This window comes from Ruegeria sp. BF6 (genome assembly GCF_056538665.1).
The window spans coordinates 122,340-145,015 of the sequence record NZ_JBQFTN010000006.1 but is presented as its reverse complement, the minus strand read 5'-3'; the positions used below and the strand labels follow the sequence as shown (position 1 = coordinate 145,015).

The window sequence follows — 22,676 nt, the reverse complement described above, 5'->3', positions numbered from 1 at the left end:
AGAATCGATGCCGATCTTGGCACCGATTTCCTGAATCGGCTTCTTGTTCGCTTCGCGGGCGATTTCGATGTCGGATTTATAGCTCATTGGGCAGGGTCCCTGATTGAATGCCGTGCAAAACCGGCGCAATGCGTCGGCGCTGCGCAACCCATACCGTTGTGTACCAAACGGATGGCTATAGATTCCGACATATTTGTGCCGCGAAACGGCGTAGCGTCACTTCGCGGGCCTCTGATCGGAAACGAGTGACCCTTATGGTGCCCACCCCCTCTGATCCGGTACGAACAGGGTCATCCGGTCACCTAACTTCAATTCGCCCGGCCGTTCGACCCACGCGGTAACTCCGCGCCGCCCTTTTGCGGCCGGTTTGAATGCAGCCCCATACCCGGGAAGATCCGTCTCGATCTCACGCCCGGGGAGGACACAGGAGCGGTTCTCCATATCAACGGTGATGGTGACGCCTCCTGCGACCTGCAACCGTGAAGAGGGTGGAATGTGGGTAAAGTCCGGGATACCGCGCAAAACTATACTGGCCCCCAGAAAGGACGGGTCCAGTTGGTCCAGCGCCAGCTCTTGCGCCGTCGCTTCGATCTCTTCCGCAGACAGCACCGACAGTTGCCGGACATTACGGATTTCCGTGCCCTGCGGGTACAGGTTTTTCACCCGCACGCATGAGGCCCGGTTTTCGCCTTCATGCCGTGCGCCGCGATCCCCGGCAAAACCGAGATCCAGTGCATCGACGGCTTTTGCGCGGATCGAATTGCCTGCGGGGACATGGCCCAACCAGATCACCTCGCCTCTATATTCAGTCTCGCGCGTCACTGGCATTTTCGCCCCTTTCCCAGACGGTTCTTTCGCCCGGCAGTAGACGGCAGTCGACCCTGCTTGGGAAGAAAAAAGACCCGGGACAAGGCCCGGGTCTGGTTTGTTTATGCCGAGGGTTCCGGCTCCATTCCGCCATCGGGCGGAGATTTCTTGACCTTGGTCTTCGGGATCGCTGTCACGCTCGGCGCACTGCCCTCGTCGGGCTTGTCGCCTTCGTCGTCACCTTCGCCAGGTGATTCACCGTTCATGACCCGCTTGATCTCATCCCCGGTCAGGGTCTCATATTCCAGCAGACCTTGGGCCAGACGCTCCCATTCCTCGTTCTTTTCGGTCAGAATCTGGTGGGCCCGCTCGTAACCCTGCTGGATCAGGCGCTTCACCTCTTCCTCAATCAGCTCTTTGGTATGAGCGGAAACCGAGAACCCGGCTGTGTTGCCCGAATATCCCTCATGCGCCTCGGCATAATCGATGTTGCCAACCTTGTCAGACATGCCCCAGCGCATCACCATGGCGCGCGCCAACTGGCTGGCCTGCATGATGTCTCCGGCAGGGCCGTTCGAGACGTGATCTTCACCGTATTTGATGACCTCAGCAGCCTTACCCGCCATCGTCATAGCAAGCTTCTGCTCGCACTCGTCGCGGTGATAGTTCAACTGATCCATCTCGGGCAGGCTAACAACCATGCCAAGCGCGCCGCCTCGGGGAATGATCGTCGCCTTATAGACCGGATCGCACAACGGTAGCGTCATGCCAACAACGGCGTGGCCCGACTCGTGATATGCGGTCTTTTCCTTCTGATCCTGAGTCAGCACCATCGAGCGGCGTTCGGCCCCCATCATCACCTTGTCTTTGGCGTTTTCAAAGTCCTCCATGGTGACAAAGCGACGGCCTACACGCGCGGCCATCAGCGCGGCCTCGTTCACGAGGTTGGCCAGATCAGCACCCGAGAAACCAGGTGTACCCCGCGCGATGATACGCAGATCGACATCAGGGCCCAGAGGTGTTTTGCGCGCATGAACGCCCAGTATTTTCTCACGGCCTTTGATGTCGGGATTGCCGACGGTCACGTTGCGATCAAACCGGCCGGGACGCAGCAATGCGGGATCCAGAACGTCTTTTCGGTTGGTCGCGGCCAGGATGATCACACCTTCATTGGCCTCGAAGCCGTCCATCTCGACCAGCAACTGGTTGAGCGTCTGCTCGCGTTCATCGTTACCGCCACCGTAACCGGCGCCACGATGGCGACCCACGGCGTCGATCTCGTCGATGAAAACGATGCAGGGTGCGTTTTTCTTTGCCTGTTCGAACATGTCGCGCACACGGGATGCACCGACACCCACGAACATCTCAACGAAGTCCGAACCCGAGATAGTGAAGAACGGCACGCCCGCCTCGCCAGCAATCGCGCGGGCCAGCAGCGTCTTGCCAGTACCCGGAGGGCCAACCAGAAGCGCACCCTTCGGGATTTTACCGCCGAGGCGCGAGAATTTCTGCGGGTTTCGCAGGAATTCCACGATTTCTTCCAGCTCTTCCTTGGCTTCATCGATGCCTGCGACGTCGTCAAAGGTCACGCGGCCATGCTTTTCGGTCAGCATCTTGGCCTTGGACTTGCCAAAGCCCATCGCGCCGCCTTTGCCGCCACCCTGCATCCGGTTCATGAAATAGATCCAGACACCGATCAGCAGCAGGAAGGGCAGCAATGTGATCAGGAAGGACTGAAATCCGGATTGCTGCTGTTTCACCGCCTGAACAGGAATGTTCTCCTTAATCAGCAGTTGGGTGACCTCGGCATCGCCGGGCTTGATGGTGACATAGTTCGCGCCGCTTTGGGTGGTATAGCGAATCTGCTCACCATCCAGCGTCACATTCTTGACTTCGCCGCCTTCAACCGCAGTGACGAAATCGGAATAGGTTTTTTCATTGCTCTGAAGCGTTCCGCCTTGACCGCTGAAGAAATTGAACAGTGCAAGGATCAGCAGAAACAGAACGACCCAGAAGGCGATGTTACGAGCGTTGCCCAAGGAAAATCTCCCAAAAGGTTTCGGCAGATGGGGACCTGCCGGGTTGTCCTATAAAATAGAGATGATTCGAGCATGTTCAATGCGATAAAAGCGAAGAATAAAACTCGGGCCTATACGCGGCGAATTCAGCGGTCCAACCGTTTGAATAGTCGACCAAAGGCGCCGCCAGCAGGTTTTCCCCGCTCCAGACGGCGGGTGAAGACAACAGCGCCCGACGGGGTTTGCCCAAGGCGCGCCACTCGGGCACCTGCGGCAAACCTATCTCTCCCAGTGCGCGGACCTCGGTGCCCGGCGTTCGGGGTCCGGATAAGATCCAGCGGTTATCCCAGACCTCTTGCGGTGCGGCGGTTGCTGTCGCCACAGCGTTTAGCTCCCTGCAAAACCACGTTTTATCCTGATGCGGGACCAGAAGACAGCCCGCGAGGGTCAGTGTTTGCCCTTCTCGAACAGCGGTGGCGGCCTGATCGACAGCTGCTCCGCGCGGCGGGTAGCCCTGCCCGGCAATCCAAGCGATGATACCGACGACCAGCCGCCTTTGGATTTCCATTGGAAGCAGTTCGAAACCGTTGCGGTCGACACAGACATCCCCGCCATCGGCTGTTGCAATCCTACACGCAGATTCCTGCGTATAGCGCGCCAGCGCCTCACGCGCTTGTGCAAGGTTTTCAGCGACCCGGGCCAAAGATTGCGCGGAAATCCCAAGCAGCCCAAGCCCCGTCAGCGCCTCGCGAGCCTTGATCCGGTCGAATCTTTGGTCGTGATTCGAAGGGTCATCGATCCAGCTCTCACCTTTCCCCGACAAGTAGTCTCGCAAGTTTTGCCGCGTGATCCCCAGCAACGGACGCAGTAGAGTGACGCCATTTTGGTCCCGCGCGTCAGGCATACCCGAAAGGCCACTGACCCCTGCCGCCCGGCCCAACCGCATCAGCACCGTCTCGGCCTGATCATCTGCCGTATGGCCCAGAGCGATTGCCGGGATGTCATTGCGCCGCGCCCAGTCGGACAACAACCGGTATCGCGCCTGCCGGGCCTGATCTTGCAGATTTCCTGCGCCATCCCAGCCCTGCCACAGCAACGTTTCGTGGGGGATGCCCAAGCGCGCGGCCAGTCTGGCAACTTTATCGGCCTCAGCGGCAGCTTCGGGTCGCAAACCGTGATTCACCGTTGCGGAAAACAACCGGATTGGTTCGGTTTGCGCAATATCACGCAGCAGGTGCAGCAGAGCGACCGAATCTCCACCGCCGGAGACGGCGACACCTAAACGCGGCGGCAACCGGTCAGGCAGCCGCGCGCGAAGTTCGGATCGAAGAGTATCGGCCTGATCGGTCAAGAACAGCCCAGCGACGCCATTTCCTGCGTGGCTGCGGATACGGTGGCCGAGGCCGGAAAGCGCACGCCAACCTCGGACAGGGTGATGCAGGCCTGATCAGTTTGACCCAGACGCCCCAGTGCGGCCCCCAGTTCGAACAGGGCCTCGGGCGCGAATGCGCCCTCGGAATCACCGGTGAAGCTGGCCAGAAACGCCCGCGCGGCCTCACGCGTGTCGCCCAGACCTTCCAATGCCTGCCCACGTTTCAGATTGGCTTCGGGTGCAAGCGGGCTGCCGGGATAAGAAGTGTCGAACTGTGCGAACTGATCGGCTGCGGTTTGAAAGTTGCCCTCCGCCAAGGCTTGCGCGGCAGCATCAAAATCTGCCTGTTCACCTACCGCCAATTCTCCCTGTTCGATCACGGGGGGGGTCGTTGGCGTAGCCGGTGCTGCTGCGATGATTTCAGTTTCACCGCCCAATGTACTGGTAGGCTCACCCGAAATTTCACAGTTTGGCTCCAACTCGCAAAGGCGAAATTCCATGTCACCAATCCGATTGGTGCCATCAGTTACAATATTCTGCACGCGCTGGTTCAGTTGTTCGGTCTGGCGTGTCAGGCGCTGCAGTTCTGCCTCGATGGCATCCACGCGTTCCAAAACGGAACTGCCGGACAGGTTCGGGGCCGGAGAGCCAGTCGTTGAAAACTCACGCTTCAGGCGCTGAATTTCCACATGCAGCACCGTCAGTTCCTGACGGATATCCGCCAAGGTCTGCTGATCCTGTGCTTGTGCCATTCCGGCGGTTGCAACAACCGCAGCCAGAACCCATCCTGCAACTCTCATCGTCTTACCCCAAGGTTGAACCGGTCAGCACCGTCACCGCACGGCGGTTCTTGGAATAACAATCCTCGGTGCTGCAAATCTCGATCGGGCGTTCCTTGCCATAGCTGACGGTGGTCAGACGGTTACCCGCCACCCCGCGCGAGATCAGAAACTCACGGGCCGCATTGGCCCGGCGTGCGCCCAAGGCGAGGTTGTATTCGCGTGTGCCCTGCTCATCTGCATGGCCTTCGATTGTGGCCACATAGTCCGGGTTCGCCATCAGCCAATCCGCCTGTCCCTGCAGGGTTTGTTGTGCCTGCGGTGTCAACGTCGATTGATCCACCGCGAACAATACCCGATCACCGATGGTTTGCTGGAAATAGGCCGGCGAACGCGGATCGCTGGGCGAACCCGGTGCGATTGCGCCATTTGCGCCATTGCCGAAACCACCGCCCAATGCCGACGGATCATTGTTGGTACAAGCGGCCATCACGCTCAGCGTGCCCAAGGCCAGGATTTTGCCCAATACGTTCATTTCAAGTGCCTCGTTGTTTTATCGGTTTATTGCCGTCTCTGTAGCACAGTGCAGGTTTTTTGTGAACTTTTCCAAGCCCCTGCCCCGATCAATTCTGCAATGGCCCCCAGGAAGGATCGCTGCCGCCATCGGGGGTGCGCACCGGGCGCAAGTTCCGGCCCGAGATATCCACCGAATATAGCGACGCCCGACCGCTGGCCCCCTGCGTTTCGCGCGTGAACATGATGACACGGCCGTTGGGTGACCAAGTCGGGCCTTCGTCAAGGAAAGACGAGGTCAGCAGACGTTCCTCACTGCCATCGGTGCGCATGACGCCGATATGGAACCGGCCCTTGTTCTGCTTGGTAAAGGCGATCAGATCACCCCGCGGTGACCAGACCGGCGTGCCATAACGGCCTTGCCCGAAACTGATGCGGGTCGCCTCACCGCCATTAGCAGGCATGATATACAGCTGCGGCGTTCCGGACCGGTCGCTTTCGAACACGATCTGAGATCCATCCGGTGAATAGCTGGGTGCGGTTTCAATTGCTGGCGTGTTGGTCAGGCGCACGCTCTGACCCGAGGCGATGTCCATTTTCCACAGATCGGTGTTGCCGCCCTGGATCAGCGAATACACGATTGAGCGTCCGTCCGGAGAGAACCGGGGTGAAAAGCTCATCGTGCCTTCCTGCGTTTTCAACTCGGTCCGGCGAACGCGATCCACATCCAGCACGTAGATACGCGGCTGGCCGCTTTCATAACTGGTATAAAGCAACCGATCGCCCGTGGGAGAAAAGCGCGGGGCCAGAACGATTGCCGCGCTGTCGGTCAGGTACTGCACATTCGCGCCGTCGTAATCCATGATCGCCAGGCGCTTCAGGCGCTGATCCTTGGGGCCGCTCTCTGACACAAACGCAACGCGGCTGTCGAAATAGCCGCCCTCGCCGGTGATCCGGCTATAGACCTGATCGGCCACCTTATGCGCCATGCGCCGCCAACCATCGGTGGTGCCCGCAAATTGCAGACCATTGCCCAGTTCCTGACCCGAGTACACATCCCACACCCGGAACCGCACCGTCAGGCGGTTGCCCGACACGTTCACCGCACCCGTCACCAGCGCCTCGGCATTGATGGCTTTCCAGTCGGCGAACTGGACCGGGGCTTCAAAGCTGCTGACCCGGCTGATGAAGGCTTCGGGCGAGATTTCGCGGAACAACCCGGTGCCGGTCAGATCGGCCGCAACGACCCGAGAGATATCGTTGGCATATTGCGTCGCCGCTGGCCCGTCGGGCACAAAATTCGGCACGGCGAAGGGCAAGGGTTCGATGATCCCCTGATCCAGTTCCAGACGCAGCGGTCCGTTCTGGGCGTTTACCGGTGCCGCCAAAATCGTCAGGCCAAGCAACAGGCTGGTCAGAATTCTCATCATTTGATCCGCATCCTCTCGGGATTGAATGTAATCTCAATATCCCGCCATTGGTCATATTTGTCAGCAGGCAGGGTGTATCCTTTGGCGCCGCAGCGCAAAATGGCTCGTCTGGCGGCTTCATAGGCTTGTTTCGCCGCCCCGGCAGACCCGCCAGAGCTGTCGATCATGCGCAGGCTACCCCCGACGATCTTGCCTTCCGGAGTTAACGAAAAGCCAACAACCACAACAGTTTGCAACGCATCTGTGGACAAGGACCCCACATTCCAGCACTTAGAAACAGCCAGGCGCATGGCGTCTTTTTCACCGCTGGTCAGTGGCGGGCCGGACGGTTCGCTGCCCTGCCCCAATGCCTCTGCCAGTGCGTCGTTGATGGCAGAGTCGCTTTGCGCGGGCTCGGGCGGCGTCGGGTCCTGTTCTTCAGCCACTTCGGGCTGCGTCGGAGGTGCAGGCCGGTTTGGCCTCACCCGCGGCCGCGGAGAAGTGCGCGGGGCGTTGTCCTTGGTCTCTTCGGCCTCGGTCACGATTTCATCGGTCGCCTCTTCCGGGGCGGTCTGATCCTGTTGCTCCTCTTTAGTTTCGGCCCCTTCATCCAGCGACACGGCGGGCGTCTCCACCTCATCCGGCTGCGCCTCGGGTGGCGGCGGCGCGATGGGTTCCGGGGCCACCTTGTCGGCCGGGCGCGGCTGCGCCTCGGGGCCCGGAGGTACCGGCAACACTTCGGTTACAGGTTCGGGCTGCTCCAGTGTCGGGGGCTCATCGACCACTTCGGGTTCGGGCGGGGTCTCTACCGGATCGGGCACCGGGTCGGGCTCAGGTTCCGAGGGCGTCGCAACCTCGGGAGGGGTCAGTTCCTCCTCCACCGGAGCCGTCGGGGTCACTTCATCCTCGGGTGGGTCGGGCTGTTGCAAGGCGGTGGGGGTCGGCACCTCGGGGGCGTCACGCTGCGCGGTCATCGCTGCAAATTGCTCACCCGTGACCACAGATACCTCCTGCACCGCCATAGGCAAGGGTTCGGACCGGAAGGTACCGCCGAAAAAGGCCCATCCAATCAAAACGACGTGGGCAACTGCCGAGATCTTGGTGCCGGTATCCACCGCGCGGCCTCACTCTCCACCTTCTTCCAGCGTCGGCCCGCCGGTGTCTGTCACCAGGCCCACATTGGAAAACCCACCTGCATTCAGCGCGCCCATGACCTGCATCACCTGGGCATAAGGGATCGCCCCGTCGGCCCGCAGGAACACGCGGTCACTGCTGCGCTCGGACGCGATGGCGCGCAGCTTGCCAATCAGTTCCCCACGCACAACATCCGTGGTTTGAATCTGCACCCGGCCATCCGCAGTCAGCGTCACGGTCAGGGGTTCTTCATTGTCACCGGGCAAGGCGCTGGCTGCCGTTTTCGGCAAGTCGACCGGCACTCCGACGGTCAGCAACGGGGCCGCCACCATGAAGATGATCAACAACACCAGCATGACGTCGACAAATGGCGTTACGTTGATCTCGGCCATCGGCTGCGCGCGGCCGCGACGCCGCCCGCGTCTGCGTCCGTTCCCGCCGCCGTTTTGCTGAACCGCCGCGCCCATGTCAGCTGTCCAACTGGCGCGACAGGATTGTGGCGAACTCGTCGGCAAAGGCCTCATAGCCGTTCACGATCCGGTCGCTATCCGCGCTTAGCTTATTGTAGAAAATTACCGCTGGGATCGCCGCCAGAAGGCCCAAACCGGTGGCCAAAAGGGCCTCGGCAATACCAGGGGCCACAACGGCAAGGTTGGTATTCTGCTGTTCGGCAATCTCGATAAAGGCGTTCATGATGCCCCAGACGGTGCCAAACAGGCCGATAAACGGCGCAGTGGAACCGACGGTGGCCAGGATAGACAGACCTTTTTGCAGCGTCTCGGCTTCTTTGGCGATTGCCACGTCCATCGAACGGTCGATCCGCGCCGTGGCCCCTGCAATCAGCCCGCCGTCGTTGCGATGAGACCGCCGCCATTCGATCATGCCGGCGGCAAAGATTTTTTCCGAACTGCCATCGGGCTGGGTGCCAATCTGTTCGAACAACTCGTCCAGAGGGTTTCCGGACCAAAAATTCTCATCAAATCCCTGCGCCTCACGACGGGCCGCGCGATAGTTGATCAGTTTCTGAATGATAATTGCCCAGGACCAGATCGATGCGCCAACCAGCATCAGCATCACCAGTTTGACGATAAATGTCGCGCGGGCATAAAGCCCCCACATGGAGAAATCGATCTCCTGCGCCAGCGCCAGCGTTTCAGCTTCCATGAATCTGCTCTTTGTTTTTTGCCTTATGGCCGTTTGATTTGGCCTTGTTTTGCCAAACGCTATCGCAGTTGGATACGAAAAGCCAACATAACCACCCCCACGCCGCAATTTGTTACAACAATGCGCGAATCTCTGCCGGAAGCCGTACCGGCTTGCCCTGCGCATTCATGCAGACTGCGGTGACCGTGGCACGAAAAACCTCGGTATCGCCACGCTTTACCAGTTGCCCCATAGTCAGCCGCACACCCGAACGGGACAGGAAGCGGGTTTCGATGGTCAGTTCATCCTCAAACTTAGCAGTTGCCAGATAGTCCGCCTCGATCCGCCGAATGACCCAGACAACGCCGCCGTCACGCATGGCATTCTGGTCGTTTCCCAAACGGCGCACATAATCCGACCGGGCACGTTCGATGTATTTCAGGTAGTTTGCGTGATAAACCACTCCGCCCATGTCGGTGTCTTCGTAATAAACCCGGACCCGGTAGATATGCGTGTCTTGCGCTGCGGTGCTTACGGCCATGGTTACATATCCGGTCTATCTATCAGCTCTAATCGTCTGGCTCGTGGCGAGCCGTACCATCAACAGATGCACGTGCATCAGCGGCCGTGCAATCCCCGCGAGACTACAAATTTCAGCTTACACGGTCCTCGGTATCGAAATCCTGCCCCATGCCGACTAACCTGCCAAAATTGGGATGTGAATGTAACAGGTGATTGAATGGCAGAACCCCACGGAAAAGAGGGCAGATCTCCGCTTCCCATCCTACAGGGCATCCTGCCGCTCAACCGCTCTGCCCTGCCGACCGAGGTTCTGGCCGGGCTGACCTTCGCCTGCCTCGCGATCCCCGAAGTCATGGGTTACACCAAGATCGCCGGCACTCCGGTGGTCACCGGGCTGTACACGATCCTGATCCCGATGGCGCTGTTTGCCCTGTTCGGGTCGTCGCGCCACCTGGTGGTGGGGGCGGATTCAGCCACTGCGGCGATCACGGCGTCGGCGCTGGCGGGCATGGCGGTTTCCGGATCTTCGGAATATCTCGCGCTGGCTTCGCTATTGGCGTTGATGGCGGCGTTGCTGTTGATCGCAGCGCGCCTTGTCGGCCTTGGTTTTCTGGCGGATTTCCTGTCACGCACGGTACTCATCGGGTTTTTGACAGGCGTGGGCATACAGGTGGCCACCGGCGAAATTCCCGGAATGCTGGGGTTCGAAGGTGCCGGCCACGGCACGATTGCCAAGCTCAGGGACATCGCGCTGCATTACGGCCAGACGCATTGGCCAACGGCTGCCGTGTCCGTGGCGGTGCTGGTGGTTGTCCTTGGATGCAAGCGGTTGTCGCCCAAAGTTCCGGGGCCGCTATTCGCAATATTGGGTGTCATTCTGTTCAGTTGGGCCTTTCAATTCAGTGCATCCGGCATTGGCGTACTGGGAACGGTGCCCGGCGGCCTCCCCGCCCTGTCGATCCCGGATGTGGATTGGAGTTGGGCCCTGTTCAAGCAACTGACACCCACCGCGCTGTCGATCTTTGTGGTGATCCTGGCACAAAGCGCGGCGACCTCGCGCGCCTACGCTGCACGCTACGATGACAATTTCAGCGAGAACACCGATCTTGTCGGGCTGGGGTTGGCCAATCTAGGAGCAGCCTTCACCGGGACCTTTGTGGTCAATGGCAGCCCCACCAAGACCGAGATGGTGGCCAGCGCCGGAGGCCGCAGCCAGATCGCTCAACTCACGACGGTCGCGATTGTCCTTGTGGTGATCCTGTTTCTGACCGGCCCGCTCGCGTTCCTGCCCAATGCAGCCCTGTCAGCTGTGGTATTCCTGATCGGCGTCAAGCTGATCGACCTCAAAGGCCTTGCCGCCATATACCGGCAGGCCCGATCCGAGTTCTGGATCGCGCTTACGACTGCTGCCGTTGTGGTTTTCGTTGGTGTCGAGCAAGGGATTATCTTTGCGATGGTCCTGTCACTAATCGACCACACGCGCCATGGCTACCGCCCCAAGAATGCAGTGATCGTCAAAAGCGACGATGGCGGCTGGCGGTCCAAACCCATCACCGTACCAAACCAGTTCGAACCCGGCCTTGTGATCTATCGCTTTTCGCACAGCCTGTACTACGCCAACACTCAGCGCCTGTCGGACGAGGTGGCAGCGATCGTGGGTCAATCCAACCCGCCGCTGCGCTGGTTCTGCTTAGACGCCTCTGCCGTGGACGATATCGACTTTACCGCGGGCTATACGCTGCGCGGCGTCCACGATCAGTTGAAGTCCAGAAACATCAAACTGGTCTTTCTGCTGGTCGAGCCCAATGTCCGCAAAGAACTCGACCGTTACGGGATCACCGATCTGGTCGGGACGGACGCCTATTTCGAGACAGGTAACGCCCTGATCGAGGCGTTTCATTCGACGAACAAAGCACCCACCTGAGGCCTATTGCAGCGGTTTCATCCGTGCGAACAACCGCAAGGCATGGGATGCGTCCTGCGCCGCCCCAGGCAGGACAGGATCATAAGCCGCCCTGATCAGTTCAGCGATGTCGGGCCGCAGGACGGTTGTGTCCCCGGCCACCGCCAGCGGCGATTGAGACCGAAACGCGGCATCCGACCACAGCAAAACCGTCTGCACAACCTGACTCAGCGCCAAAGTTTCGGCCGGTACTTTCGACAATTCCTTGTCCATTCTAAGGAAAACGAAAGCTGCGCGGATTGCGCCGTCTTCCTCGAAACGAAAGATGCGATATTGGTTGGCATCCGCTGCAACCAACCGCTCGACCAGAGGCGCCAGATCGGGGATCAGCCGGTCCAGATCGGGGACCTCCAGCAACTCCTGCCAGTCGCGGAAGAAGAAAACCATGCAATTGGCACCCAGTTCCGGGTCGGTCTCGGCCATCTTGTGCCCGGCCAGCGCCACCACGGCCTCGAACGCGCCCTTGACGGTGGCCAGAGTTTCATCCTCAACGCCAAAAACGATCGGCACAATGGGCCGCCCCCAACGCGCGAACAGAAACTCACCACTTTCGCGGGTGAACAAAGCCTGGATGTCTTCGGGGTTCACGCCCAATCCTTCATCTTTTCGATAATACTCTCGCCGACGGCTTAAATTCTCTGACGTCCGGCTTCAACCAAACAGATCGCTTTGTCCCCGTGGTGCGGCCATCCCCAGATGCGTCCACGCCTTTTGCGCCAGCATCCGACCGCGCGGTGTCCGTTGGATCAGACCCTGCTGCAACAGATAGGGCTCAATCACCTCTTCCAGCGAATCCCGGCTTTCCGACAGAGCTGCCGACAAGGTCTCAATCCCCACCGGTCCACCCGCATAGTTCTCGGCGATCAGTTTCAAATACCGCCGGTCCGCTCCGTCCAAACCCAGAAAGTCCACGCCCAGCCGCGTCAATGCCCCGTCGGCCAGTTCGCGGGTAATCCGCCCATCGCCTTCGACAATGGCGAAATCGACGACCCTCCGCAGCAGCCGCCCTGCAATCCGCGGCGTCCCGCGCGAGCGGCGCGCAATCTCCCGTGCACCATCATCATCGGCAGGTGCACTCAGCTTGCGCGCGTTACGGGTGACGATCTCGTGCAGCTCATCGACCGTGTAGAATTGTAGCCTGGTTGGAATACCGAACCGATCACGCAGAGGCGTCGTCAACAGGCCCATCCGCGTGGTGGCACCGACCAGCGTAAAGGGCTGCAGCTCGATCCGGACCGTGCGCGCGGCGGGGCCTTCACCGATCACCAGATCCAGCTCAAAATCCTCCATCGCCGGGTACAGCACCTCTTCGACCGCCGGGTTCAGACGGTGTATTTCGTCGATGAACAACACGTCCCGAGATTCCAGATTGGTCAAAATCGCCGCCAGATCACCCGCCTTGGCCAGCACGGGCCCAGAGGTCATGCGGAAATTCACCCCCAGTTCGCGCGCCATGATCTGCGCCAGCGTCGTCTTACCGAGACCCGGAGGGCCATGGAACAGAGTATGGTCCATCGCCTCGCCCCGTTGCCGGGCGGATTGGATGAAAACGCGCAGGTTTGCACGGGCCTCAGCCTGACCAATGAATTCGTCCAACCCTTGCGGACGCAGGGCGCGGTCATTGTCCTCGGGTAGAGGGTCCGGGCGCAGGGTGGGATCGGCATCTACCATTCAATCACCCTTTCGGTGCAAGTAATTTCAGAGCCGCGCGGATCAGGTCAGCCTCACCGGCACCTGGCAAGCTTGCCGCCGCTTCGGCCACGGCAGAGGCAGCGTCGGAAGGTCCATAGCCCAGATTGGACAGGGCCGACAATGCACCCGCCGAAGCTGCAGCCGACCCTGAGGCCGGTTTCGCCGCCCGTTTCGGGGCCGGTGCAGGTTCGGCAGACTCGACAATCTCCAAGGCGGGTCCGTCCATTGCCTCGGTCACAGTTCCTCCCATGGCCATCACGCCCGGCGCCTTGTCCTTGAGGTCTAGCACGATCCGCTGCGCCGTCTTCGGACCGACCCCTTTGGCCGCCTTCACCGCCCCCCAGTCGCCCAAAGCAATCGCCCGGCTGACTCCATCTGGCCCCAGCGCCGACAAAATGGCCAGCGAAACCTTGGCTCCAACACCCTGAACCGAGCACAACAGACGATGCCATTCCTTCTCGACCAGCGACAGGAATCCATAAAGCTGCATTAGGTCTTCGCGCACAACCATGTCGGTGTAGATCGAGACCGCCTCACCCACACCCGGCAGCGCCGCCATGGTACGGTCCGAGCAATAGACGATGTACCCAACCCCGCGCACGTCGATCAGCACGTGATCAGATGCCCGATAATCCAGCCGCCCTGTCAGTTTTCCAATCATGCCCGCACCTCTTTCATCCGCGCCCCGGGCGCTGTGCCGTAATACGAGTGACAGATGGCAATCGCCAGAGCATCCGCCGCATCCGCCCCTTTGGGCTGACAGCCCGGCAATTGCAGTTTGACCATGTGCAGGATCTGCTCTTTCTCAGCATGGCCGACACCCACGACGGTTTTCTTGACCCGGTTGGGCGCATATTCCCCCACCGGCAGCCCGGCCTGTGCCAACGTCAGCAGGGCTACGCCCCGGGCCTGACCAAGCTTTAGCGTTCCCGCCCCGTCTTTGTTAACGAAAGTCTGTTCGATGGCGGCCTGATCGGGCTGATGTTCGGCAATGACTTCGACAATCTGGTTGTGCAACGACAACAACCTTTCCCCCAGATCATCCCCATCGGATTTGCACAAGCCATTCGCTACATGGCTCAACCGGCTGCCATGCGATTCGATGACGCCCCATCCCAGGGTCCTGAGCCCCGGATCAATGCCCAGAATTCGCATATTTCGCCTCAGCCTGCTCGGGTTTTTGTGATCTTTCTTTCGGATTAGCACGAAGCGTGAACATTTTCCAAGCGAATTGACCCTGCGCCTGAAAACGACACGACTGTCTCAGGGGCGACAAAACGGCCTGATTGCGACCGCAGGAAGTCTGAATTCGACACGTTTTCTGAACGCCTAATGGCCTATAAATTAACGGTTTTTAAGGAATCAACACCCTTGCAAAAAACGCATAGGACACATGCAATTTCCACACTTGTGCGGCCACATAGACAAGACTAGATGCCGCTCAGATCAGATGATCAAAAGTTTAATCTCTAACCAGAAGGAAACAGGATATGGCTGCACTGGACACCACTCGCACCACCACTGGCTCGTTCGGCCTCGTCGGCCGTATTGGCGTAACTTTCGCATCGGTCGTGAACGCCGTTGTTGAATGGAACGACGCCCGCGTAACACGCAACGCGCTGAGCGGTCTGACGGATCGTGAACTGGAAGATATCGGTTTGTGCCGCGGTGATATTGACTTCGTCGCAGAAGGTCGTCGCTAAGAGACAACCACCACTCACTCGCCCCATTCTCCTCTGGGGCACAAAAAAGAACGCCGCGCATTTCACGATGCGTGGCGTTTCTCGTCAATGCTGATCGGTTTAGTGGAGGAAACCGCTGATCTGGGCCGCAAGAAACTCGGAAACCGGATCAATCTGCATCACCCATGCACCAGCCTGTTCAACAGATGTCCCTTGCGCCAGGCTGTCGACACGAAACTGATAGGCCGAAGCGCCCAAGCTTGCCAGCAGAAAGACCTTGAACGCAAATAGGCCCAGAAGGCACCCAAAAAGCGCCTTTACCGGAACCGCAGACTTAACCCGCTGCGGTTTCATGACCACAAGGCCATCCTTGCGCATCGTCGCGCGATAGCCTCGGCTCAGCTTGGCGTGCTTTTTGTTCAAGCGATGAACACGCTGATCGAATTCTAGTTGTTTTCCCGTCATGGCAGCCTCCAAAAACCGCCCCCGTAACCACGTCATGACGGTAATTACAGATTGCGACAAAAAAGAGGCAAAAATCTATTGAAGTTCTGGAAATGGCCTAATTTCGGCCCTTATTGTGCAAAATTAGCGTCGTCCATTCACCAATTTCGTCACTTCTGACCAGATTGAACCCGTTTTGCGAATAAATCGAGATCACATCATCGGCCTGTTCGTTGAGGATTCCCGACAGGATCGCATATCCCTCGCCCCGCAGATTCGCTGCGATTTCAGGAGACAAAGCCACCAGCGGGCCTTTGAGAATATTAGCAAAAATCAGATCGTACGGGGCATGAGACTGCAGGTCAGGGTGGTCGAAACCGGCGGCTTCAACGCAATTCACCTGCCCGGACATGCCGTTGGCCTTCAGGTTTGCCTCGGCCACATCCACCGCAACCTGATCGATGTCGCTGGCGATGATGTTGCCGTTCCAGACCCGCGCAGCCGCCATCGCTAAAACAGCAGTGCCGCAGCCGATATCGGCCACATTGGTAGCGGCAAACCCGTCATCCAGCAGATAATCCAGCGCCTTGAGGCAACCCAGCGTGGTACCGTGATGGCCAGTGCCAAAGGCCATCGCGGCCTCGATCAGCAGCGGGATGCGCCCCTCGGGCAGTTTGTCTGCGTCATGGCTGCCGTAAACAAAGAACCGGCCAGCCTCGACCGGGGCCAGTTCGCGGCGCACATGGGCGACCCAGTCGGTTTCGGGCAGTTCCGAGACAACAAAGGGCTTGGCCTCGAACGCGACCGCCAGAACGGCCAGTGCAGTTTCGTCCGGCGCTTCGGTGAAATAGCCACCCACTTCCCACAGGCCCGAGCCATCCTCGACCTCGAACACGCCGACGCCGGTGGGTTCCGGGTCCAGACGCTCCATCGCTTCGCCCAGACCTTCGGCGGCTTTCTTGCCGGTCAGAGTGGTTAGCGCGGTGAATGTGGGCATGGGGGCCTCCTGTCTCAGTTGAGACAGCGCCTAGGGCCACACGTAGGCAAGGTCAAGCATTTGCAACTACTCCGCAGGTGCCGGAGCGTATTTCGACAAGATGGTCTCGTTACCCTGTTCAGGGTGGCGCGGGATAAGCAGCGAAAGGCCCAGCGACACCAGCGCCATTGCGGCGGCCAGACCAAAGACCGCACCGGGTGACACTACCCAGAGCAAACCCAACAGCGCAGGGAGGAAGACAGCCGCGATGTGGTTGATCGTGAAAGCCACTGCTGCGGTTGGCGCGATATCGGCCGGGTCGGCGATTTTCTGAAAATAGGTCTTCAACGCCAGCGCCAGAGCAAAGAGTACATGGTCGATCACATAAAGGATCGCCGCCAGCAGAACACCCCAGCCGAACCAGTAGATGCCGCCATAAGCTGCGAAGACAATGGCCAGGCCCGTGTATTCGAAAACCAGCGTACGGCGCTCACCAAACATCGACACCGCTTTGCCCAACATTGGGGCCGCCGCCATGTTGATCACAAGGTTGATCAGATAAAGGCTGGTCAGTTCGTGCACTTCAAAACCGAACTTCTCGACCATCATGAAGCCCGCAAAGACAACGAAGATCTGTCGCCGCGCGCCTGCCATGAATTGCAGTGCGTAGTACAGCCAGTACCGTTTGCGCAGGATCAGCTTTTTGGTCTGCGGCGTGGGCGCGTTGAATTGCGGATAGGCCACCAGACAGATCAGCGCCAGCAATGCCGTCACCCCACCTGCGGCCATGAACACAAAGTTATAGGACAGATCAAACCGATCCCAGGTCAGCACGATCAAGCCATAGACAACCGCCGTGGCCGCCGATCCCATGGCCACCAGCCAACCCAGCACCTGCGGCGCGCGGTCCTTGGGTAGCCATTGCAGCTGCAGAGACTGGTTTACCGTTTCGTAGTAGTGAAAGCCGATCGAGCTGAACAAAGTCACGAAAAGCAACCCGCCCAGACTGGGGAACCACGCGGTCACCGCCGTCGCCACGCCCAGCATCATCAGCGAAATCATCGCCAGCACCTGCTCGCGGACGAAAATGATCACCGCGATCACGCCAACGGCCAAGAAGCCCGGAATCTCGCGCACCGTGTGCAGCAGGCCGATATCCGCGCCGTCGAAGCTGGCAACCTCGATGACGAAGTTGTTGAGTAGCGCGCTCCACGCGTTGAAGGCGATGGGCATGGTCAGCGCCATCACGAACAAGAGCGTGATGGGACGGCGCCAGAACGGCAGGCTCTGCGCCTCGGAAAGCGGCATGGGTTTCAGCATGGGACTCCCTCTACGCCTATTTTTGCGGTTTGGCGAGGGCCAAGGACGTGGCGCACATAGGCTCTGCGCAGGCGCAGAGTCAGTAAAAGCTCTGCGGGTCGATATCGACGGTCAGGCGGATGTCACCCTTCAGGCGCAGGGGGGCGATCCAGCGGGCGATGGCGTCCTGAATGGGCGCGCCCTTGGGGGCCTTTACCAACAGTCGCACTCGGTGACGCCCCCGGATACGCGCAATCGGCGCAGGGGCCGGGCCAAAGACCTGCGCGCCGATATCTCGCAGAGGTACATCGTTGCGGGCCATAGCGTTGCCGATATCGAAGACCGGCCCGACCTCGGGCCCCGACAACACGATCCCCGCCATACGCCCATAGGGCGGGACTCCGGCGGCCTGCCGTCCGGCGGCCTCAGCCTTCCAAAATCCCTCTTCATCGCCCGACAGGATGGCCCGGATCACCGGGTGCTCCGGCTGAAAGGTCTGCAACAGCGCCTGCCCCGGCTTGTCCGCTCGGCCAGCGCGACCTGCGACCTGCCGCATCAATTGAAACGTCCGTTCGGCAGCCCGCAGGTCGGCGCCGTGCAGTGAGAGGTCGGCATCAATTACGCCGACAAGGGTCAGCTTTGGGAAGTTATGCCCCTTGGCCACTAGTTGCGTACCAATGACGATATCTGCGTCGCCCTCGGCAATCTCTTCTATCTTGGCCTTCAACGCCCGCGCCGAGCCGAAAAGATCGGAACTGAGCATGGCGATCTTGCCTTCGGGGAAGGTGGCCTCGGCCTCTTCTGCCAGCCGTTCTATGCCCGGACCGACCGGGGCCAGTTTACCCTCAACCCCGCAGGATGGGCAGGCCTCGGGCATCGGCTTGGTCTCACCGCATTGGTGGCACATCAGTCGTTTCAGGAATCTGTGCTCCACCATCCGCGCATCGCAGTGGTCGCAGGCGATCTGTTCTCCACAGGCCCGGCACAGCGTCACAGGTGCATAGCCCCGACGATTGATGAACAAGAGCGACTGCTCGCCCCGTTCGATCCGCTGCCGCACCGCCTGCCGCAGAGACGGGGAAATCCACGTCCCCGGCTGCATCTGCTCGGCCCGCATGTCGATAGGCTTCATCTCGGGCAGCACCGCCACGCCAAACCGCGATGTCAGGTCGAGCCGTTCATATTTTCCGGCCTCGGCATTGGCCCAGCTTTCCAGTGACGGCGTGGCACTGGCCAAAATCACCCGCGACCCGCAAATGGCTGAGCGCAGAACCGCCATGTCGCGGGCGCTGTAGTGCACGCCGTCTTCCTGTTTGTACGAGGTGTCGTGTTCTTCATCGACCACCACCAGCCCCAGATTGCGGAACGGCAGGAACAGCGCCGACCGCGCGCCCACCACCAGTTGCGCATCCCCCTGCCCAACCATCCGCCAGACCCGGCGACGTTCCGTCATAGTCGCACCTGAATGCCATTCCGCCGGACGCGCGCCAAACCGCGCTTCGACCCGAGTCAAAAACTCGGCGGTCAGGGCAATCTCGGGCAGCAAAACCAGCGCCTGCCGCCCCATCCGCAAGGTCTCGGCCACCGCTTCGAGGTAAACTTCGGTCTTGCCCGATCCGGTCACGCCTTTCAGCAGTGTTGTGCCATAGTCTCCGGTGCGCTGTCCGGCCTGCAACCTGGCAACCGCAGCCGCCTGATCCTCGGTCAGTTCTTTGCCCGGCAGGTCCGGGTCCAGATGTGGATAGGGTAGATCGCGGGGGCTGTCCTCTTCCCGCACCCCACCCTGTTTCACCAGCCCTTTCACAACGGAGGACGTCACCCCCGCCTGTTCGGACAATTCCTTCAGCGTGAAAGCCAGCCCGCCATAGTCGCGCAGCACTTCCAGCACACGGGTCCGCGCATCGGTCATCCGATCCGGCTCGCTATTACCTAGGCGGTAAATCTTGCGCATCGAGGGCGGATCACCCAATCCCGGCGCGCGCGTCGCCAGCCGCAGCATCGCGGGCATCGGCGTCAGCGTGTAATCGGACACACGACCCAGAAACACCCGCATCTCTTCGCGCATCGGTGCGACTTCAAGCACCCGGATCACCGACCGAGCCTTGCTGATGTCGAAGCCACCTTGCCCGGGCCCCCAAACCACGCCCAGCACCTTTCGCGGCCCCAAAGGCACTTCGACAAAAGCACCCAGAAAACACCCGCCCTCGGGTGCTTTATAGTCCAACGTCCGGTCCAGAGGCTGCGTTGTCAGCACCGCAACCAGCTCTCCTTGGTCGAAAAATCCGTTAGCGCTCACTGTATATCCTTTGCAGGGGGTTCCAGCATGGGTCTCTTTGAGGTAAAGCCATCCGCGACCAAGGCCAACCCATCAAAGGACTGCCCTCATGAAATTCTTCGTAGACACAGCCGAGATCGAGGCAATCGCCGAACTGAACGATCTGGGCATGGTGGACGGTGTGACCACCAACCCGTCGCTGATCCTGAAATCGGGTCGCGACATTCTGGAAGTAACCAAAGAAATCTGTGATCTGGTCGATGGACCCGTCTCGGCCGAAGTCGTCGCGACCGAGGCTGACGACATGATCGCCGAAGGCCGCAAGCTGGCCAAGATCGCTCCGAATATCGCCGTCAAGGTTCCGCTGACCTGGGCCGGTCTGAAAGCCTGCAAGACGCTGACGGACGAAGGCCAGATGGTCAACGTGACGCTTTGCTTCTCGACCAACCAGGCGATTCTGGCAGCCAAGGCAGGTGCGACCTTCATCTCTCCCTTCATCGGCCGCCTGGACGACATCAACCTCGACGGCATGGACCTGATCGCCGATATCCGTCAGGTCTATGACAACTACGGGTTCGAAACCGAAATCCTGGCCGCGTCGATCCGCACAGTGAACCACGTGACCGACAGCGCCCGTATCGGTGCGGACGTGATCACCGCCCCGCCCGCCGTGATCAAGAAACTGGCCGATCACCCGCTGACCGAAAAGGGCTTGGAAACCTTCCTGGCAGACTGGGCCAAAACCGGTCAGAAAATCCTCTGATCCCATGCGCGACCGCGCGGCGCCGTCAGGTGCCGCGCCCGGCCCAACTGCAAAACCTGATCCTTTGATCAGGGCCTTGCAGGCGGGAGCGTTTCCGACACACGCCCATACGAAATCCACTTTTGCCTGCAATTTTCCCAAGGCAAATGCCGCATTCCGTGTTATAAGCCGCTCAACAAAAAAAGACCGGACGGGACATGAGCAGTAACACCAAACTTAAGGACAATCTCCGCGCCGCGATTCTGGCAGAACCAGACGCCGTGCTGGACGACAAGGATCTGATGCAGGCGCTCGTGGCCGCCAATGAACAGGCGCGCGGTGACAATGTTATCGACCTGCGCGGCATCGCCATGCAACGGCTCGAGGCGCGGCTTGACCGGCTCGAAGACACGCACCGCTCGGTCATTGCGGCGGCGTATGAGAACCTCGCTGGCACCAATCAGGTGCATCGCGCCATCCTCCGCCTGCTGGAACCCGTCGATTTCGAGGATTTCCTGGCCACACTTGGCAGTGAAATTGCCGATATCCTGCGGGTGGACCACATCACTCTGGTTCTGGAAACAACGGTCCGGCAGGAAGACCCCGCTATCGAAAAGCTGGGCGGTGTGCTGACCGTGGTCGAACCGGGTGCCGTCGATGCCTATCTCAGTCAGGACCGCGGCGGACCGGCACGGCAAGTTGTCCTGCGCCCGATTGCACATGCTGAACCCCGGGTGTTCGGCACCATGGCAGGTCGGCTTCGTTCCGAAGCCTGTCTGAGGCTGAATTTGGGTGAGGGCCGCCTGCCCGGCATGATCGTCATGGGCGCCAAAGACGCCAACCACTTCACTCCGCAACTGGGCACCGACTTGCTGTCCTTCTTCGCTGGCGTGTTCGAACGCTCGATGCGCCACTGGCTGTCGTGAGCCTGATCTCCCCAGCCTGCCGCGATGCGCTACAGCATTGGCTCGACAGTCTGGGGGCACTGGCAGGGCGGTCCGAGAATACACAGACCGCCTACCGAGGTGATGTCACCGATTTCCTGTCCTTCATGACGCTGCACCACAGCGAACGTCAGGGACTGGCCGCGTTGGCCCGGATCACCGTGTCCGACATGCGGGCATGGATGGCGGATCAACGGGCCTCCGGCGTCGGCGCGCGGTCACTGGCGCGCAAACTCTCGGCCGTCAAAAGTTTCTACCGCTGGCTGTCCGAGCGCGAGGGGTTCGAACCGACGGCCGTGCTGTCGACCCGCGCGCCAAAATTCACCAAGAAACTGCCCCGCCCTCTGGCCGAAGATGCCGCCCGTGCCTTGATCGAAACGGTCGAACTGCAATCGACCAACGATTGGGTCGCGGCCCGAGATGTGGCCGTGGTCACACTGCTTTACGGCTGCGGGTTGCGTATTTCTGAGGCCCTGTCCCTGACCGGCGCCGACGTGCCCCTGCCCGAGTCTCTGCGAGTCGTCGGCAAAGGCGACAAAGAGCGGATCGTACCCGTCCTACCCGCCGCCCGCACAGCAGTGGATCGGTACCTGCAGCTATGCCCTCATCCGCAGGACAAGGACAAGGCCCTGTTCCGTGGTGTGCGGGGCGGGGCGTTGAACCCACGTGCCATTCAGGGCGTCATGGCCAAGGCGCGGATGCAGCTTGGCCTGCCTGCTACGGCCACACCGCACGCTTTGCGGCACAGCTTTGCCACCCACCTTCTGTCCGCCGGGGGCGATCTGCGCGCGATTCAGGAATTGCTGGGCCATGCATCGCTCTCAACCACCCAGACCTATACAGCCGTCGATACGGCCCGGTTGATGGAGGTCTATAATCGCGCCCACCCCAAGGCGTGATGTTCTCGCATTGTGACGTCACCCATTCATCTTAGTTCGGCTTTTGGTTTGCATCTGGCGAAC

23 protein-coding genes are annotated in these 22,676 nt (G+C 60.1%); 5 read left to right on the top strand and 18 right to left on the bottom strand.

Going from position 1 to position 22,676, the window contains the following annotated elements:
• Window positions 1-252 precede the first annotated feature (252 nt).
• The 10 genes from ACR0IM_RS15415 to ybgC form a co-directional block, all read right to left on the bottom strand.
• Window positions 253-828: an MOSC domain-containing protein gene (locus ACR0IM_RS15415; protein WP_480682464.1), complete on the bottom strand. Its 576-nt coding sequence runs from the start codon at window positions 826-828 to the stop codon at window positions 253-255.
• 101 nt (window positions 829-929) lie between these two features.
• Entirely contained in the window at window positions 930-2,846 is a 1,917-nt protein-coding gene (gene ftsH / locus ACR0IM_RS15410) for an ATP-dependent zinc metalloprotease FtsH (RefSeq protein ID WP_480593594.1), read from the bottom strand.
• A gap of 76 nt (window positions 2,847-2,922) precedes the next feature.
• Window positions 2,923-4,176 carry a tRNA lysidine(34) synthetase TilS gene (gene tilS, locus ACR0IM_RS15405; RefSeq protein ID WP_480682463.1) on the bottom strand — a complete coding sequence of 418 codons (1,254 nt, stop codon included), beginning with the start codon at window positions 4,174-4,176 and terminating at the stop codon, window positions 2,923-2,925.
• On the bottom strand, window positions 4,173-4,997 hold the full coding sequence (ybgF, locus tag ACR0IM_RS15400) for a tol-pal system protein YbgF (protein ID WP_480682462.1): 825 nt from the start codon (window positions 4,995-4,997) through the stop codon (window positions 4,173-4,175). Before ybgF ends, tilS begins: the two co-directional genes overlap by 4 nt.
• A gap of 4 nt (window positions 4,998-5,001) precedes the next feature.
• Window positions 5,002-5,511, bottom strand: a complete 510-nt coding sequence (gene pal, locus ACR0IM_RS15395) for a peptidoglycan-associated lipoprotein Pal (RefSeq protein WP_480593603.1) — start codon at window positions 5,509-5,511, stop codon at window positions 5,002-5,004.
• 88 nt (window positions 5,512-5,599) lie between these two features.
• Window positions 5,600-6,919 carry a Tol-Pal system beta propeller repeat protein TolB gene (gene tolB / locus ACR0IM_RS15390; RefSeq protein ID WP_480642321.1) on the bottom strand — a complete coding sequence of 440 codons (1,320 nt, stop codon included), beginning with the start codon at window positions 6,917-6,919 and terminating at the stop codon, window positions 5,600-5,602.
• Window positions 6,916-8,013: an energy transducer TonB gene (locus tag ACR0IM_RS15385; RefSeq protein WP_480682461.1), complete on the bottom strand. Its 1,098-nt coding sequence runs from the start codon at window positions 8,011-8,013 to the stop codon at window positions 6,916-6,918. Before ACR0IM_RS15385 ends, tolB begins: the two co-directional genes overlap by 4 nt.
• 9 nt (window positions 8,014-8,022) lie before the next feature.
• Window positions 8,023-8,499 carry a protein TolR gene (tolR, locus tag ACR0IM_RS15380; RefSeq protein WP_480642323.1) on the bottom strand — a complete coding sequence of 159 codons (477 nt, stop codon included), beginning with the start codon at window positions 8,497-8,499 and terminating at the stop codon, window positions 8,023-8,025.
• A gap of 1 nt (window position 8,500) precedes the next feature.
• On the bottom strand, window positions 8,501-9,196 hold the full coding sequence (gene tolQ, locus ACR0IM_RS15375) for a protein TolQ (protein WP_480642325.1): 696 nt from the start codon (window positions 9,194-9,196) through the stop codon (window positions 8,501-8,503).
• A gap of 112 nt (window positions 9,197-9,308) precedes the next feature.
• Window positions 9,309-9,716, bottom strand: a complete 408-nt coding sequence (ybgC, locus tag ACR0IM_RS15370; protein ID WP_480593612.1) for a tol-pal system-associated acyl-CoA thioesterase — start codon at window positions 9,714-9,716, stop codon at window positions 9,309-9,311.
• 198 nt (window positions 9,717-9,914) lie between these two features.
• Between ybgC and ACR0IM_RS15365 the strand changes: the two genes are divergently transcribed.
• Window positions 9,915-11,621 carry a SulP family inorganic anion transporter gene (locus ACR0IM_RS15365; protein ID WP_480682460.1) on the top strand — a complete coding sequence of 569 codons (1,707 nt, stop codon included), beginning with the start codon at window positions 9,915-9,917 and terminating at the stop codon, window positions 11,619-11,621.
• Window positions 11,622-11,624: 3 nt separating this feature from the next.
• Here the strand turns inward: ACR0IM_RS15365 and ACR0IM_RS15360 are convergent, their stop codons facing one another.
• The 4 genes from ACR0IM_RS15360 to ruvC form a co-directional block, all read right to left on the bottom strand.
• The gene (locus ACR0IM_RS15360) at window positions 11,625-12,248 is read right to left on the bottom strand and encodes a hypothetical protein (protein WP_480642327.1); all 624 of its coding nucleotides are present in this window, start codon (window positions 12,246-12,248) and stop codon (window positions 11,625-11,627) included.
• A gap of 63 nt (window positions 12,249-12,311) precedes the next feature.
• Entirely contained in the window at window positions 12,312-13,331 is a 1,020-nt protein-coding gene (gene ruvB / locus ACR0IM_RS15355) for a Holliday junction branch migration DNA helicase RuvB (protein ID WP_480593618.1), read from the bottom strand.
• Window positions 13,332-13,335: 4 nt separating this feature from the next.
• Window positions 13,336-14,013, bottom strand: coding sequence for a Holliday junction branch migration protein RuvA (ruvA, locus tag ACR0IM_RS15350; RefSeq protein WP_480682459.1), 678 nt, complete (start codon window positions 14,011-14,013; stop codon window positions 13,336-13,338).
• Window positions 14,010-14,507, bottom strand: a complete 498-nt coding sequence (gene ruvC / locus ACR0IM_RS15345) for a crossover junction endodeoxyribonuclease RuvC (RefSeq protein WP_480682458.1) — start codon at window positions 14,505-14,507, stop codon at window positions 14,010-14,012. The genes ruvA and ruvC overlap by 4 nt, the downstream gene beginning before the upstream one ends.
• 335 nt (window positions 14,508-14,842) lie before the next feature.
• On the opposite strand from ruvC, the gene ACR0IM_RS15340 reads away from it, so the two are divergent.
• Complete coding sequence (locus ACR0IM_RS15340; RefSeq protein ID WP_480593624.1) at window positions 14,843-15,055, top strand: DUF1127 domain-containing protein; 213 nt, start codon at window positions 14,843-14,845, stop codon at window positions 15,053-15,055.
• 99 nt (window positions 15,056-15,154) lie between these two features.
• Here the strand turns inward: ACR0IM_RS15340 and ACR0IM_RS15335 are convergent, their stop codons facing one another.
• The 4 genes from ACR0IM_RS15335 to ACR0IM_RS15320 all read right to left on the bottom strand — a co-directional run bounded on the left by ACR0IM_RS15335 (window position 15,155) and on the right by ACR0IM_RS15320 (window position 20,049).
• Window positions 15,155-15,499 (bottom strand): hypothetical protein, encoded by a 345-nt coding sequence (locus ACR0IM_RS15335; RefSeq protein ID WP_480593626.1) that lies wholly within the window; start codon window positions 15,497-15,499, stop codon window positions 15,155-15,157.
• Window positions 15,500-15,596: 97 nt separating this feature from the next.
• A complete protein-coding gene (locus ACR0IM_RS15330) occupies window positions 15,597-16,475 on the bottom strand; it encodes a 50S ribosomal protein L11 methyltransferase (protein ID WP_480682457.1) in 879 nt (292 codons plus the stop codon).
• Between the two features lie 66 nt (window positions 16,476-16,541).
• The gene (locus ACR0IM_RS15325; RefSeq protein ID WP_480682456.1) at window positions 16,542-17,774 is read right to left on the bottom strand and encodes an MFS transporter; all 1,233 of its coding nucleotides are present in this window, start codon (window positions 17,772-17,774) and stop codon (window positions 16,542-16,544) included.
• A gap of 79 nt (window positions 17,775-17,853) precedes the next feature.
• Window positions 17,854-20,049 (bottom strand): primosomal protein N', encoded by a 2,196-nt coding sequence (locus ACR0IM_RS15320; protein ID WP_480682455.1) that lies wholly within the window; start codon window positions 20,047-20,049, stop codon window positions 17,854-17,856.
• Between the two features lie 88 nt (window positions 20,050-20,137).
• Between ACR0IM_RS15320 and fsa the strand changes: the two genes are divergently transcribed.
• From fsa to ACR0IM_RS15305, 3 genes are all read left to right on the top strand, one after another.
• Window positions 20,138-20,791, top strand: coding sequence for a fructose-6-phosphate aldolase (fsa, locus tag ACR0IM_RS15315; RefSeq protein ID WP_480593634.1), 654 nt, complete (start codon window positions 20,138-20,140; stop codon window positions 20,789-20,791).
• A 197-nt stretch (window positions 20,792-20,988) separates the two neighbouring features.
• Window positions 20,989-21,696, top strand: a complete 708-nt coding sequence (locus ACR0IM_RS15310; RefSeq protein WP_480682454.1) for a DUF484 family protein — start codon at window positions 20,989-20,991, stop codon at window positions 21,694-21,696.
• Complete coding sequence (locus tag ACR0IM_RS15305) at window positions 21,693-22,613, top strand: tyrosine recombinase XerC (protein WP_480682453.1); 921 nt, start codon at window positions 21,693-21,695, stop codon at window positions 22,611-22,613. The genes ACR0IM_RS15310 and ACR0IM_RS15305 overlap by 4 nt, the downstream gene beginning before the upstream one ends.
• Window positions 22,614-22,676 lie beyond the last annotated feature (63 nt).